General features: G+C 73.1%; 9 protein-coding genes. 7 read left to right on the top strand and 2 right to left on the bottom strand.

The annotated features are described in order from the left end of the window. Positions 1-238 precede the first annotated feature (238 nt). The gene (gene lon, locus OZ948_02610; protein MEB2343614.1) at positions 239-2,614 is read left to right on the top strand and encodes an endopeptidase La; all 2,376 of its coding nucleotides are present in this window, start codon (positions 239-241) and stop codon (positions 2,612-2,614) included. 90 nt (positions 2,615-2,704) lie between these two features. On the opposite strand, the gene OZ948_02605 is transcribed toward lon, so the two are convergent. After that, positions 2,705-3,787: a hypothetical protein gene (locus OZ948_02605; GenBank protein ID MEB2343613.1), complete on the bottom strand. Its 1,083-nt coding sequence runs from the start codon at positions 3,785-3,787 to the stop codon at positions 2,705-2,707. Between the two features lie 324 nt (positions 3,788-4,111). Between OZ948_02605 and OZ948_02600 the strand changes: the two genes are divergently transcribed. From OZ948_02600 to OZ948_02575, 6 genes are all read left to right on the top strand, one after another. Beyond that, complete coding sequence (locus OZ948_02600) at positions 4,112-4,903, top strand: class I SAM-dependent methyltransferase (protein MEB2343612.1); 792 nt, start codon at positions 4,112-4,114, stop codon at positions 4,901-4,903. Between the two features lie 14 nt (positions 4,904-4,917). Next, a complete protein-coding gene (locus OZ948_02595; protein MEB2343611.1) occupies positions 4,918-5,919 on the top strand; it encodes a class I SAM-dependent methyltransferase in 1,002 nt (333 codons plus the stop codon). A gap of 7 nt (positions 5,920-5,926) precedes the next feature. Next, positions 5,927-7,441 carry a hypothetical protein gene (locus tag OZ948_02590; protein ID MEB2343610.1) on the top strand — a complete coding sequence of 505 codons (1,515 nt, stop codon included), beginning with the start codon at positions 5,927-5,929 and terminating at the stop codon, positions 7,439-7,441. Next, the gene (locus OZ948_02585) at positions 7,441-10,338 is read left to right on the top strand and encodes a glycosyltransferase family 2 protein (protein MEB2343609.1); all 2,898 of its coding nucleotides are present in this window, start codon (positions 7,441-7,443) and stop codon (positions 10,336-10,338) included. The genes OZ948_02590 and OZ948_02585 overlap by 1 nt, the downstream gene beginning before the upstream one ends. Next, positions 10,335-11,150: a sulfotransferase gene (locus OZ948_02580; GenBank protein MEB2343608.1), complete on the top strand. Its 816-nt coding sequence runs from the start codon at positions 10,335-10,337 to the stop codon at positions 11,148-11,150. Before OZ948_02585 ends, OZ948_02580 begins: the two co-directional genes overlap by 4 nt. 198 nt (positions 11,151-11,348) lie before the next feature. After that, on the top strand, positions 11,349-12,623 hold the full coding sequence (locus OZ948_02575) for a radical SAM protein (GenBank protein ID MEB2343607.1): 1,275 nt from the start codon (positions 11,349-11,351) through the stop codon (positions 12,621-12,623). 15 nt (positions 12,624-12,638) lie between these two features. Here the strand turns inward: OZ948_02575 and OZ948_02570 are convergent. Beyond that, the coding region (locus OZ948_02570) for a glycosyltransferase (protein ID MEB2343606.1) at positions 12,639-15,526 on the bottom strand (2,888 nt) is incomplete at its 5' end.

Here is a 15,526-nt window from a genome sequence, read left to right as displayed (position 1 = left end):
GCGCTTCGCGGCCCCGGAAGAGGGCCGCTCGCTTGCCAGACGCCGGTAGGAGCCGGATGCCGGACGCGCCGGGCAGCTACTCCAGGCGCCGGCCGCGGGGTCGCGTCGGCGTCCCGAGGAACGACCGCGCCTGCGGCTCGCTGCGCGCTTCGCGGCCCCGGAAGAGGGCCGCCCCCCTGGTTGACCGGCACCCCTGCGGGCTTACCGTTGCGCGGTCCTTTCCGCACAGGGGGGCCGTGTGCCCGAGATCCAGCGTCGGACGGTGGTGGGCGTCGGGGGCGAGCAGCTCGAGATCCCCGAGGTCCTGCCGCTCCTCCCGGTTCGTGACGCCGTCGTCTTCCCCGGGGTGACCCGGCCGCTGGCGATCGGGCGCCAGCGCTCGCTCGCCGCCCTCGGCGAGGCCGGCCAGGGCGGCTTCCTCGTGATCGCGAGCCAGCGCGACCCGGAGGTCGAGGACCCCGGCGTCGCGGACCTCTGGCCCGTGGCCTGCATCGTCCGGGTGGCCCGCATCATCGACGCCCGCGGCGAGGGCAAGCAGGCGATCGTGGTGGGCGTGGCGCGCGTCCGGGTCGGCGAGGCGGAGGCCAGCGAGCCCTGCCTGCGCGTGCGCATCGACCCGGTCGTCGAGGTGGACGCCCCGTCGCCCGAGCGCGACACGGCCTGGAAGGACGTGGTCGCGAAGGCGCAGCGCATCATCGAGCTGCGCGAGGACCTGCCCGACGAGTGGAAGGCCTTCGTGGCGGGGCTCCCGAGCCCCGGGCTGCTCGCGGACCTGATCGCCTCGACGCTCCCGCTCGCGCCCGAGGAGCAGATCTCGCTGCTCGCCGAGGCCGGCGTCGGGGAGCGGCTGCGGCGCGTCCAGGCGCACCTCGAGCGCGAGATCACGATCGCCGAGCACCAGCGCCGGCTCTCGGCGCAGGCCGAGGCCACCGAGCTCGACCCGAAGCGCCGCGAGCGCCTCCTGCGCCGCCGCCTGCGCGACATCCAGGCCGAGATCGGCGAGGGGGACGCGGGCGCGCAGGAGGTGGACGAGCTGCGCGAGCGCATCGAGGCGGCGGGGCTCCCGCCGGAGGCCGCCACCCAGGCCGAGCGCGAGCTGAAGCGGCTCGCCGCGCTCCCCCCGCACGCCCCCGATCGCCACATGGTGCGCACCTATCTCGAGTGGATCGCGGACCTCCCGTGGTCGGCCGAGACCGAGGACAAGCTCGACCTGCACGAGGCGCGCCGCATCCTCGACGACGACCACTACGACCTCGAGAAGGTGAAGGACCGCATCCTCGAGTACCTGGCCGTGCGCAAGCTCGCGCCCGAGGCCAAGGGCCCGATCCTGTGCTTCGTCGGGCCGCCGGGGGTCGGCAAGACCTCGCTCGGGCGATCGATCGCCCGCGCCATGGGCCGCAACTTCGTGCGCGCCTCGCTCGGCGGGGTGCGCGACGAGGCCGAGATCCGCGGCCACCGCCGCACCTACGTCGGCGCCATGCCCGGCCGCATCGTCCAGAGCCTGCGCCGCGCGGGATCGCGCAACCCCGTGTTCCTGCTCGACGAGGTGGACAAGCTCGGCGCCGACTTCCGCGGCGACCCCTCCTCGGCGCTGCTCGAGGTGCTCGACCCCGAGCAGAACCACACCTTCAGCGACCACTACCTCGAGGTCGCCTACGACCTCTCGCGGGTGTTCTTCATCGCCACCGCCAACACGCTGGCGACGATCCCGCCGGCCCTGCTCGACCGCATGGAGGTGATCGAGCTGCCCGGCTACACGGACCGCGAGAAGCTCCAGATCGCCCGCGCCCACCTCGTGCCCAAGCAGCGCGAGGCGCACGGACTCGGCGAGGCGCAGGTCACGCTCCCGGACGAGGCGATCGCCAAGGTCGTGCACGAGTACACCCGCGAGGCCGGCGTCCGCAACCTCGACCGCTTCCTCGCGAGCCTGATGCGCAAGGCCGCGCGCCGGGTCGCCGAGACGAAGCCCGACGGCGCGATCCCGATCGACGCCGCCTTCGTGTCGGAGGCGCTGGGCGCCCCGCCCCACCTGCCCGAGACCGCCGAGCGCACCACCATGCCGGGCGTCGTGGTCGGGCTCGCGCGGACCCAGGCGGGCGGCGACATCCTCTTCATCGAGGCCACCGCGATGCCCGGCGGCAAGGACGTGCGCCTGCGCCTCACCGGCCAGCTCGGCGACGTCATGAAGGAGTCGGCGGAGGCGGCGCTCTCCTGGGTGCGCGCCAACGCCGAGAAGCTCGGCATCACCTCGAAGGCGCTCGAGGCGGGCGAGATCCACCTCCACGTCCCCGCCGGCGCCGTCCCCAAGGACGGCCCTTCGGCGGGCGTCGCGCTCGTGAGTGCGATCGTCTCCGTGCTGACCGGGCGCTGCGCCCGCGGCGACGTCGCGATGACCGGCGAGATCTCGCTCCGTGGCCGCGTGCTCCCGGTCGGCGGCATCAAGGACAAGGTCCTGGCGGCCGCGCGCGCCGGGATCAAGACCGTCGTACTCCCGCGCCGCAACGAGAAGGACCTGGTGGACGTACCCGGCGAGGTCCTCCAGGAGCTGGCGATCCGGCCGGTCGAGACGATCGAGGAGGTGCTGGCGCTCGCGCTCGAGGCGGCGTCCCCCTAACGGAAGGGATTCCCATCGGCGTCCGAAACGGAGAGAGCCCACCCGGCCGGCCGGGTGGGCTCTCGAGTGCAACGACCGAGACTGCGTGGGCTAGGGCAGGCCCGCTCCCGTGCCCCCCGCTCGCGAGAACTCGGTGGACACGGCGTTCGGGAAGCCGGTGTTGCCCACCGCCGAAGCGTCGGCTGTGAGGTTGAAGAGCCGGGTCAGACCCGCATTGGGCGCCCCCTGCTTGCGTGCCGAGAGACCATCGCCGTCCACACCGTCGTAGTTGCCGATAGCCTCGATGTTGTAGTCGGCCGGGGTCGTGAACGGGAACGTCGAGCCCGTGAAGCTCGCGGCACCCGACGCCACCTTGGTCACCCGGACCAGCCCGACGTTCGGCGCCGCGGTCTTCACCATCAGCAAGTCGCCGATGTCGTCCGCGTCGAAGCAGCCGATGCCGATCGCTTCGAAGCCCGCGGCGACGGAGCCGGGAAACTCGTTCGAAGCGATCGAGCCGGCGTCGGCGCCCATCAGGAACACCCGAACCAGACCGACGTTCGGCGCCGCCGTCTTTACGGCGGTGATGTCGGCGGCGCCGTCCCCGTTCTCGTCCGCGAGGCCGAGGATCTCGAAGCCGGCAGGCAGCGTCGTCGGGAACGTCGTGCCTTGAACCGCGAAGGTGTTGGTCATCCGGGTCACGCGCACCAGCCCGACGTTGGGCGCGGTGGTCTTCACGGAGACGATGTCGTCGTCGTCGTCGTTGTCCATGTCGGCCACCCCGACGAAGGTGAATCCTGCGGGAATGGTTCCCGGGAAGTTGGTGCTGGTCAGGGCGGTGCCGTTGAGCACGATGATGCGCAGCAGGCCCTCGTTCGGCGCCGCGTCGTTGATCGCGAGCAGCTGCGCCCTACCCGTGCCGTCGAAACTGCCATAGCCGACCAGGCTCTGGTTGCTGTTGAGCACGAGCGGGAAGCCGTTGCCGAGCTGCGTGATCCCGTCGATCGTGCGCACGTTCACCAAGCCGGGGTTGGCACCCGCGGTCTTCTCGAAGCCGTAGTCGGACTTGGTATCGAGATTGGTGTCGAGCCCCGCCCGGCAGCCGCTGGCGACAGGCCCCGAGAAGGCGGGCATCGACGCCATGAAGATGCCGGCCATCAAGGTGGCAGGCGCGAACAGCTTACGAAACGACATCCGTGTCCTCTCTGAGGCACTGCGGGCGCCTTCTCGTGGCCCACCCGGGCCACCGGGGAAGCGTTCCCGGTTTCCGATACGCGCCGGACATCGTAGCAGAGCCAGGCCTAGAAAAACGAGATGAAACCCACTGCGCATTGCATTTTTGGGACAGAAGATGGCAACCCCCGCGGGGCGTGAGGGATAGAGAAGGCTCGGTCAGGCCTCCCTTCGGATCGGCAGCCTCGGCTTGTCCGATTGGAGCGACTGTCTCAATCTGGCCGCGCGGGGTTCCCTTTCCTGACGAAGGAGCCTGGTTTGGAGGTGGAGACCGAGCTTCCGCGCTTGGAGGAATGGCTCCGCTGGCGCGATCAGAACGCGTGGGCGACGGACCGCGCCTACGTGGCCGACCTCGTGCAGTGGTGCCGGACTCGCGGAGTCGTCAGCTCCTACCTCGGGCCGATCCCTCCCGAGCGCGTCGCAATCGGTGATGCGAACTTCCGGGAATCCTTTCGCGCCGGCGGCTTCAACCCGCGACTGCGCGCCGTGCTCGACGCACTCGCCGACGACCCTCCCGCGGGCGCGGCGCCAGCCGGCCTGCGCATCTACGCGCCCGAAGCGACCACGCCCTTTGCGCTCGCTTTGCGCGGCCGCTACCCGCGCTTCTGGGGCAGCGAGTACCTCCCCGACCCTGAGGACCGGCGGCGACACTTCCCGATCCCGCACGAGGATCTCGCGCGGCTGAGCTTCCCCGACGCCGCCTTCGACGTCGTCGTCTGCAACGAGGTCTTCGAGCACGTCCCGGCGCTCGACGCGGCGCTGGGCGAGATCGCGCGCGTCCTGCGTCCGGGCGGCGTCCTGCTGGCCACCTTCCCGTTCGCCTACAACCAGTACGAGACGATCGTGAAGGCCGTGCTGCGCGGCGGCGAGGTCCACCATCTCACCGATCCCGAGTACCATCCCAATCCGGTGGATCCGCGGGGCTCGCTGGTGTACCAGATCCCGGGTTGGGACGTGCTCGACCTCACGCGCAAGCAGGGCTTCTCGCGCGCCGAGAACCGTTTCGTCTCGTCCCGGGTCCGCGGGATCTGCGCCACCGAGCTGGCGGGCATCTTCCTGATGCGCGCCGTGCGCTGAGCGAGGAGTCGGCCATGTCGCAGCCCGCCGAGCGCAGCTACGAGGACCGAGTCCGCTCGGAGGCCCGCCATTTCCGCGGGCGCTTCGCCTTCGACGCGCTGCCGCCCGCACACGACTACTGGAGCAACAGGTATCTGCGCCCCGAGGTCGAGCGCCTCTATGGGATCAGCGGCCCGATCGAGATCTATGCGCAGGAGTGTACGCGTGCCTTCGCGGCGAGCGGCGTCCGGCGCGTGCTCAGCATCGGCTGCGGCCGCGGCGACCTCGAGGTGGCGATCGCACGGCGCCTGCGCGCCCTTGGCGAGCAGGCGTTCCGCATCGACTGCCTCGAGCTGGTGCCCGAGCTCTGCGAGCGGGGCCGCTGCTTCGCCGCCGAGAACGGCGTGGCCGAGCACGTGTGCTTCGTCCAGGCGGACATGAACGCCTGGACGCCGGCCGAGGCCGGCGCGTACGCCGCCGTGATCGCCAACCAGGTGCTGCACCACGTGGTGGCGCTCGAGCACCTGTTCGACGCGATCCGCGCGTCCCTGGCGCCAGGCGGCCTCTTCGTCACCCGCGACATGATCGGCCGCAACGGCCACCGCTGCTGGCCCGAGGTGAAGGCGGTGGTCGACGACTTGTGGGCCGCGCTGCCTCGCCGGCTCACCTACGACGTCCGCTTCGAGCGCTTCTACGACGCCTATCCCGACCGCGACCTCTCGACCGAGGGTTTCGAGGGCATCCGTTCGCAGGACATCCTCCCGCTGCTCCTCGAACGCTTCCACTTCGCGCGCTTCGTCTGCTTCGGCGCGTTGATCGAACGCTTCGCCGGCCGCGCCTTCGGGCACAACTTCCGCATGGACGACGAAGGCGATCGCACCCTCGTGGACCTGATCTACCTCCTCAACCACCGCCTGGTCGGCGCCGGCGCGATCAAGCCGACCCAGATGGTCGCGAGCCTGGCGCTCGACCCGCGCGAGACGCGCTGCGGTTTCGGCTGGACGCCCTCCTTCTGCCTCCGGTCCCCGGACGTCTGAGCCGAAGGTGGCGACCCCGCGCCTCGCTCTCCTCGTGCTCGGCATGCATCGTAGCGGCACGTCGGCACTCACCCGCGTGCTCTCGCTGGCCGGTATCGCCCTGCCCCGCCACCAGATCCCCGCGAGCGACCGCAACGAGCGCGGCTACTTCGAGTCGCAGACGATCTGGCGCTACCACGAGCAGCTCCTCGAGGAGGCAGGCACGAGCTGGCACGACCCGAGCCCGTTCCCGCGCGACTGGTTTACGACGCCAGCGGCCGACGACTGGGTGCAGCGGATGGCCGAGGCCGTGCGGCACGAATACGGCGACGCGCCCGCGTTCGTGATCAAGGACCCGCGTCTGTGCCGCCTGCTGCCGTTCTGGCTGCGGGTGCTCGAGGCGGTCGGCGCCGAGCCGCGCTGCGTCCTCCCGCTCCGCCACCCGCGCGAGGTGGCGGCCTCGCTCGCGCGCTCGGAGGGCGTCTCGGAGCGCCACGCGCTGCTGCTCTGGCTTGACTATCTGCTCTCCGCGGAGCGCGACTCACGTGGATTGCCACGCAGCTTCGTGCTGTTCGCGAGCCTGCTCGAGGACTGGCGAGCGATCGTGGCGCGCGTCGGCGCCGAGCTCGGGCATCCCTTCCCGCGGCTCTCGCGCCAGGCGGAAGCCGAGGTCGAGGCGTTCCTTGCGCCCGAGCTCCGCCACCAGCGCGAAGGCCGCGGTCCAGAGGGCGCCGCACTCCATCCCTGGCTCGACGACGCCTGGCACTGGTGCGAGGACGCGGGTGCGGGACGCGGCGCGCCGGCGGAGTCGCTCGACCGCCTCGCCGCCGCCTGGCGCGACGCGGAGGCCGCCTTCGGGCCGGCCCTAGCCGCCGTGGAAGTGGCGCGGCGCGCCGCCGTCGCGGCGGACCGCGCGCAGCGCGAGAGCGCCGCCGAGCAGCGCGCAGCGCTCGAGCAGGCGCTCGCCGAGGAGCAGGCCGGGCGGGCGGAGCTGCGAGCGCGCCTCGAGCAGCGTCGAGAGGAGCTGGCGCGCAGCACCGACACCGCGCGCATGCTGCTGCGCTGGGTCGTGGAGCGCGGCCGGGGCGACGGGCCCGCGCCGGCTCCGCTGCGCGTCGCCCTCGACGCCTTCGCCGAGGCCCACCCGCTGGAGGCGCCCGCGCTCGCCGCGGCCGCCATGCAGATCGCCGACCAGCGGCTCGACCTCGACGCCCACCAGCGCGAGCGCGCGGCCCGCGCCGCCGAGCTCGAGCGGCTGGCGACCCGTGCCAGCACGCTCGAGGACCGGCTGCGCGAAGCCGAGCGGCGCGCCGACGACTTGGCTCGCGAGCTCGGCGCAGCGCGCAGCGAGCGCGCCGACGAGCACGCCGAGCTCGCGCGCGCGCGCCAGCATCTGCGCGAGCTGGCGGCAGATGCCCAGGCCGCGAACGCGGAGAACAGGCGGCTGGTGGCGGAGTGCGGGCGCTGGATGGCACGCGCTACCGCGCTCGAGGACGAGCTGCGCGCCGCGGGCCCGGCGAGCGGACGCAGCGGGCGCGCCTGATGACCGGACGCCTCGCTCGCTTCTTCGGCCGCGATCGCGGCCCGACGCCGCCTGCGGACGATCCGCTGCGCGCCCTGGCGGACGAGCTCGAGGCCAGCGGCCTGTTCGATCCGGAGGGCTATCGGCGCCGCCATCCGGAGCTGGAGGCCGCCGGCTGGCCGGCGCTGCGGCACTACCTGCGGGAGGGCGAGGCGCGCGGCGCGCACCCGAATCCGCTCTTCGATCCCGCCTGGTACGCCGAGCGGCATCCCGAGCTGGAGCCCGGCGGCGGGCGGCTGCTCGCCCACTACGCCCGCGAAGGCGCCCGGCGCGGCGAGGCTCCGGGCCCCCTCTTCGACCCCGCGTGGTACGCCGCCGTGGCGCCGGGCGGGCTGCCGCACGACGCGAACCCGCTCGCCCACTGGCTCGCCGTCGGCCGCGCCCACGGGATCGATCCGCACCCGCTCTTCGACGGCGCGTGGCTGCTCGCGCGGCATCCCGACGCGGCCGCTGCAGGCGGTCGCGACCCGGTGTCGTTCTGGGTCGAGGTCGGCGCCGCGGCCGGCCTCGCGCCGCATCCGCTGCTCGACACGAACTGGTACGTCGCGCGGCACCCGGAGGCGGCCCGCGACCCGCTCCGCCACTGGCTCGAGGTGGGCGCCCGCCTCGGCCTGTCGCCGCACCCGCTCTTCGACGCGGTCTGGTACCGGGGCCGCCATCCCCAGGTGGCGCGCCGGGAGCTCGACCCGCTGCGCCACTTCGTCGAGGAGGGCGCGGACCGCGAGCTGCCCACCCACCCGCTGTTCGATCCGGCCTGGTACCGCGCGCGCCATCCCGAGCTCGCGGGCCCGATCGAGGCGCTCCTGCACTGCGCCGCGCGCCGCGGTGCGGCGGGAGCGGAGCCGAGTCCCCTATTCGCCGCGTTCGCCCGCTTCTTCCTGCCCGATCCGGAGCTGCCCTGGCTCGCCGAAGCCGAGAACCCGCTCGGCTGGTTCCTGCAAGGGGCCGCCCGCTTCGGACCACCGCCGCGACTGGCGTTCCCCGTGTGCCCGGCCCCGGCGGCGTCGGTCGTGATCCCGGTCTGGGGGCAACCGGTCCACACCGTTGCGTGTCTGCGGTCGCTGGCGGCCGCGTGGACCGAGATCCCGTTCGAGGTGATCGTCGTGGACGACGCCTCACCCGGCCTCGACTACCGCGAGCGGCTCGGGCAGGTGCCCGGCCTGAAGCTGGTCCGCAACGAGCGGAACCTGGGCTTCGTGGGCAGCTGCAACCGCGGCGCGCGCGAGGCGCGCGGCGCCACGCTGGTGTTCCTGAACAACGACACTGTCGTGACCGACGGCTGGCTCGACGCGCTGCTCGCGACCTTCGACGCCTTCCCCGGCACCGGCGTGGCCGGCTCGAAGCTGCTCTACCCCTCGGGCCGGACCGGGGAGGCGGGCGCGATCGTGTGGCGCGACGGATCGTGCTGGAACTACGGGAGGCGGCACCCTGCGCACTCGCCCGAGGTGGAGTACGCGCGCGAGTCCGACTACGTGTCGGGGGCGGCGCTCGCGGTGGAGCGGGCGCTCTTCGAGTCGCTCGGCGGCTTCGACGAGGCCTTCGCGCCCGGCTACTACGAGGACGTGGATCTCGCCTTCCGCGCGCGCGCGGCGGGCCGGCGCGTGGTCTACCAGCCCACCTCGGAGGTGATCCACTTCGAGGGGGTGTCGTCGGGGCTCGATCCCGGCTCGGGCATGAAGGCCGGCCAGGTCGCGAACCGCCGACGCTTCCTGGAGCGCTGGGGCGATGCGCTGCGCCACCACGGCGAGCCCGGGGGCGAAGCCCTCGACCGCGAGAAGGACCGCTGCTTCACCGGCCAGGCGCTCGTGATCGACAGCGCCACCCCGACGCCCGGACGCGACTCCCGCTCGCTGCGGCTGCTGCACCTGCTGCGGATCCTGCGCGAGCTCGGCCTGCGCCCGTCCTTCCTGCCCGCCAACGGCAATGCGCCGGAGCCGTGGCGCTCGACCCTGCGCCGCCACGGCGTGCGCGTGCTGACGGCGCGCTCCCCCGAAGCGTTCGTCGCCGACACCGAGGAGGCGTTCGACGTCTGCGTGGTGTGCCGGCCGGCGCTCGCGGCGCGCCTGCTGCCGGCGGTGCGCGCGCGCTGGCCGCTCGCGCGCACGCTCTTCGACGCGGCCGACCTGCTCCCCGCGGACGTCCTCGCCGCGCTGCGCGAGGGGGGCGAGCCGGCCGCGCCGGCGGCGCACGCCGCGCTCGCCGCCGCCCGGCACGCCCACGCCACGCTCGTCGCGGCGAGCCCCGAGGACTGGAAGCCCGACGACGGCGCCGGCGGCCCCGTCCTGCTGCCCTGGATCTACGAGACGATCCCGGCCGCGGCGCCGTGGCAGGAGCGAAGCGACCTGCTGTTCGTTCCGGGCCTGCAGCCCGCGCCGGCCGTGGACGCCCTGCTCTGGCTGCGCGACGAGCTGCTCCCGCGCCTCACCGACGCGCTCGGCCCGCTGCGCGTCTTCGTTCCGGCCTGGCCGGCCCTGCGCCCCCTGCTCGAGCACGACCCGCGCCTGCAGCCGCTGCCCGACGCCGCGCTCGAGGCGGCGCGCCCCTTCGATCGCTTCCGCGTCGCGCTCGCCCCGCTGCGCTTCGGCGGCGGTGTCGCCGGGCGGATCCAGCCGGCGCTCGCCGCCGGCCTGCCGTGCGTGGCGAGCCCGGCCGCCGCCCGCCCCCTGCCCGACGCGCTGCGCTCCTCGCTGTCCCTCGCCGGCGACCCGGCCGGCTTCACCCGCGAGGTCGTGCGCCTGTACCGCGACGCCGACGCCTGGAACGGCGCCTCGACGACCGGCCGCTCGGCGGTCGACGCGCTCTTCGGCTTCGCGCGAGCGCGCGAGCGGATGCGCGCCCTGCTCGCGAGCCGGCCGTGAAGAGCCAGGATGTCGAGCGCTTCGTCGCGGTCGTGGGCCTGCCGCGCAGCGGCACGACCGTGCTGACGGCGCTGCTCGACGCGCATCCCCGCGTGTGCCTCTACTACGAGCCGTGGAACGCGTCGCGCAAGAATCCCCCGCCCGTGCCGGAGGACCTCGACGCCCTGCTCGGCTGGCTCGCCGCGCGCTTCCGCTTCGCACCCGACCCGGACACGCGCATCGTCGGCTTCAAGGAGACCACGATCCTCCCGGACTCGACGCGCTGGGCCGTCGAGACCGTCGACCGGATCGCCGCCCGGTGCCCGACGAGCGTCGTCTGGATCTACCGCGATCCGATCCTGTGCCTGCTCTCCAAGATCGAGGGCGCGCGCAAGTGGTGGAGCAACCCGGACGCCCGCTTCTCGGAGGAGGTCCTCGTTGCCTACCTGCGCGAGGCAGGGCCGGCGCTGCGCGCGCTCCAGGCGCTCGCGGAGCGGCATGGCGGCTGGCTCGTGCAGTACGAGGCCCTCGCCAGGGAGCCGGGCCGACTGCTACCCGTGCTGATGACGGGGCTCGGGACCTCGTTCGATCCAGACCAGCTCGAGTACCACCGCGCCGGTCCCCAGCCTCATCGGGTGATGGGCGACGTCGAGGTAGCGCGCGCACCGGCGCCGGTGACGGCGGAACGCGAGGCGGTGCGCAGGCGCGAGGCGGATGCGCTCGCACCGATCGTCGGGCGCGTGCTGGGGCGACCGGAGTTCGGCTGGGTCTGCGAGCTCTCGGCGCGACTTCGCGCGCGCGACCCGATCTCGCGGTTGGGCGGAGCCGCCTGACGTGGGAGCGGGCTATGCTCCTCGGTCCCTCGACGGGCCGGCGGTTGCTACGCTGACCGTTCATCCGGGAGGAACTGCGCGCTGACGACCCCTGCTCCTCTCCCGCCGCGACCGGCCCGCACCGGTCCGCGCTCTGCACTCGGCGCCCTGGCGGGCGCGATCGGCGAGCACTGGCCCCGAGCCGCGTTCCTCTCCTCCGTGGACGCGACCCGTGAGCCGCTCCTCGCGGCCCTGTGCGATCACTATGGCGATCCCTACTTCGCGAAACTGCTCTGGCTCAAGGCCACCAACTACCTGATCTCGAGCTACCACCAGGCGTGCCGCCATCTCCACCTCGTCTCGCGGCCGGCGACGCTGATGCTCGACCCCTCGAACGCGTGCCAGCTCGCCTGCCCGGGTTGTGTGCACTCCACCAACGAGCAGTTCACCGCCCGCATGCTGTGGCCGCCCGGCGTCATGCGGCCGGCGACCTTCGAGACCCTGCTTTCGGAGATCGGGCCGTTCGCACTGCACACGGTGCTCTACAACTACGGCGAGCCACTGCTCAACAAGTGGCTTCCCGAGTTCGTCGCGGCGGCCCACGGCTACGGGATGACCGCGCAGATCTCGACCAATCTCTCGATGCGCTTCGACGTCGAGCGCTTCGTCGAATTCGCTCCGGACTACGTGATTCTCTCGATCGACGGGGCCAGCCAGGAGGCCTATGGCCGGTTCCGCAAGAACGGGAACCTCGAGCTCGTGCTGGACAACGTGCGCCGCGTGGTCGAGGCGAAGCGCCGCCGCGGCAGCTCGCGGCCGACCCTGGCTTGGCGCTTCTTCACCTTCGAGCACAACGTCCACGAGGTCGACGAGGCGTTGCGGCTGGCTCGGGAGATCGGCGTCGACGTATTCCTGGTGGGGACTCCCTTCGACGTGTCGATCGACGACCCGGGCGTGCGGGTCGCGACCAGCGCCAAGCGAGGGCGCCATGAGCTTCGCCCGCTGCCAGAAGCGGCGGAACCTCCGCTGCGCGCGCTGCTGCGGCGGAACGCGATGGTGGAGCAGCGCTTCGCGGAGGGCTGGCAGACCCTTGCGGCCGGCCACCCGGAGGAGCCGGCGCGGCCCGCAAGCGGCACCTGTGCGTGGCTCTACTTCAACCAGAGCGTCGACGCTCTCGGTCGCGTGATGCCGTGCTGCATCTCGCCCACGACCCGCAAGCGGCTGGTCTTCGGCCAGCTGGGCGACGGCACGACGGAGCCGTGGAACAGCGCGGATTTCCTGCTCTCGCGGCTGGCCTTCGCCGATCGTGAGGAGTTCCGCTCGGTGACCCGCGGGAACCCGGAGCCACCCTGGTGCTCCGTGTGCCCGCGCCAGCCAGGGCTCACCTACGACCCGCAGAACGGAGCGCGGGATCTGGCTCTCCTCGACCCCGAGAATGTGCTTGCGGGCGGCGCCCCCCATCTCTGGTGGGAGCTCGCCCGCACCTGGGGCTGAGCACCCGGGACGCCCTCAGCCGAGGCCGAGCTCGCCGAGGATCGCTCCCAGCTTGCGCTCGGCAACCTGCACCGAGAAGACGCGCTCGACGTTGCGCAGGGAGTTCGCCGAGAGCCGCCGCCACAGTGCTTCGTCGGTGTAGAGACGAACGACGGCCGCGGCGAACGGCTCCGGCCGATCGGCGACCAGCACGTCCTCTTCGGGTACGAGCTCCATCCCCTCGACCGCCACCGTCGTGCCGACGCACGGGACCCCGTGGCTCATGCTCTGGTTGATCTTGCCCTTGACGCCCGCGCCGTAGCGGAGCGGCGCCACCGAGAGCCGGCAGCGCTCGAAGAAGGGCCGCACGTCGGCCACGTAGCCCTCGACCGCCACGCGGCTGTCCGCCAGCGCGCGGACCTCGTCGGGGACGGCGCTGCCGACCACGTGCAGGCGCAGCCCCGGAAGCTCGCGATGGACAAGCGGGAGCACCTCGCGGACGAACCAGCACACCGCGTCCACGTTCGGCGCGTGCCGGAACCCGCCGATGAACAGGATCCCCTCGCGCTCGCGGAACGGCGTGGCCGTCGGGTGGAGCTCGTGGATGTTGGAGAGCACGTGGACCCGGAGCGCCGGGTCCTCGGCGAGCAGGAGCTCGCGGTCGACCTCGCTGACCACCAGCGCGGCGTCCGCGCGACGCGCGGCGCGCAGCTCGGCGTCGCGCTGCGAGTCGGGCATGGCGGTGCTGCCGCGCACCGCCATCTCGCGGGCGCGGCGCAGGAAGTGGAGGTCTACGGTGTCGTAGAGCACGACCGCCCGCGGGCACAGCAGGCGCACCGGGTCGAGCCAGCGCTCGGCCACGTCCGGTCGGCTCAGCACGGCGAGGTCGATCCGCCAGCCGATCGCCTCGAGCAGGTCCTCGATCGAGCGCAGGTGCGGAGGGCTCCAGGCCTCGATGCCGCGATCGCGCAGCATCCGCACGTAGCGCTCGGGCCGGCTCATATCGGCGGGTACGAAGGTCACGTGGTAGCCAGCACGGCGCAGCAGCCCGAGCAGATGGAACATGCGCAGCGAGCCGGAGTCCTGATCGGGCGTGATCATCGTCGCGTCGAGCACCAGCGCGTGGCGGCGGAAGCGGCCGAGCGCCGCGTCGTCGTCCTCCACGTCCGGGCCGGGCTGGTCCGCCAGCGCTGCGGTCCAGCGCGCGCGGAAGGTCTCGCGGTGCTCCACCTGGTGGCGCTTGAGGCCGGCCACCGGATCGTGGCCGTAGCTGGCGCCCCCGAAGTGCACGACCGCCGCTCCCGGCTGGTAGATCGTCGCGAGGCCCCGGGCGCGCACCCGGAACGACAGGTCCGTGTCCTCGTAGAAGGCCGGCCGGTACGCCTCGTCGAAGCCGCCCAGCTCCTCGAAGAGGGGGCGCCCGATCAGCAGCGCGGCCCCCGAGACGTAGTCGACGGGCCGGGCGGTGTCGCAGGCCGGCGCCGTGGGGTCTCCGGCGAGCCCGTAGTTGGCGGCGCTGCCGTCGCTGCGCACGATGCCGCCCGCCTCTTGGAGCCGGCCGTTCGGGAACACGAGCTTGGCACCGACCAGCCCCGCCTCCGGAAACGCCTCGCGGGTTGCGAGCAGCTGGTCGAGCCATCCGTCCGTGACGAGCGCATCGTTGTTCAGGAACACGAGCTCCTCGCCCCGCGCCTCGCGCGCGCCCCGGTTGCAGGAGGCGACGAAGCCCTCGTTGCGCTCGTTGCGCACGACGCGGACGTTGGCGACGCCCGCCAGCGCCTCCGCCAGGCCCCGGCCGGGCTCGTCGTCGACCACCACCACCTCGTAGCGGGCACGGGTCTCCGCGTGCCCGATCGCTCGCAGGCAGGCGAACGTCCACGCGATCGGTCCGAAGGCCGGGATCACGATCGACACCCGAGGCGACGCGGCGGCCGGCAACGCGATCGGCAGCGCCGCCCCGGGCACCGACAGGCGCCGGTACTCGGGCTGGAACCAGCCGGCGAAGGGCCCCTCCGCTTCGCGCGCCGGATCGGCGTCGCGGAAGAAGCGCACGCAGAAGTCGAAGAGCGCACTCGGGCGGCGGCCACGCGGAGCGCCCTCGTGCGCGAGATGAGCCAACGGCGTCTCGCGCGGCTTGAGCCGGATCCCGTAGCGGGCCAGGTACCAGGCGGGATCCAGGAACGGGTTCGGCAGCCAGCCGTGGACCGAGCCCTCCTCGCAGTAGTGGCGGAGCGGATCGGCGCTGGGATCGAACGCGCTGGCATGGTGGGCGCGGTACCAGGCGGAGTCGAAGAGTGGGTGCGGATCGAAGCCGGCCCGTGCACCCGCGTCCTCCCAGTGCGCCAGCGGATCGAGGCCCGCGGCTGCGACCTCGGGGTGCTGCTCCTGGTACCAGCTCGAGTCGAACAGCGGGTGGGGGTCCAGACCGGCAGCACGGCCCTCGTGCAGCCAGTGCGCGAGCGGCTCGACCCGACGTCCGGCGAGCGACGGCTGGGAGGCATACCAGCCGGGGTCGAAGAGCGGATGCGGGCGCCGCGACTCCTTCCAGCCGGTACTCGCGTAGTGGGCGAGCAATGGCAGGGGATGCTGACGCAGATCGGGGTTCTGCTCGCGATAGAAGACGGGGTCGAAGAGGGGATTGGGGCGCCGCCCGCGCGCCTCTCCCTCCTCTACGTAGTGCTCGAGGGGAGTCCGTCCCGTTGCCGCCGCCCCGGGGTTCTCCCGCAGGTACCACGTCGCGTCGAACAAGGGATGCGGCGACAGCCCCGCCGCAGCGCCGGCCTCCACATAGTGTGTCAGCGGATCGAGCCCCGACGCCTCCACCTCCGGGTGCTGCTCCCGGTACCAGCCCGCCGCGAAGAGCGGGTGTGGATCGAAGCCCGCCGCCGCCCCTTCGCGCAGCCAGTGCAGCAGCGGCCCGAGCC

Source organism: Deltaproteobacteria bacterium (genome assembly GCA_035063765.1).
Lineage (GTDB): Bacteria > Myxococcota_A > UBA9160 > UBA9160 > PR03 > CAADGG01.
This window is presented reverse-complemented; position numbering and strand designations above follow the sequence as displayed.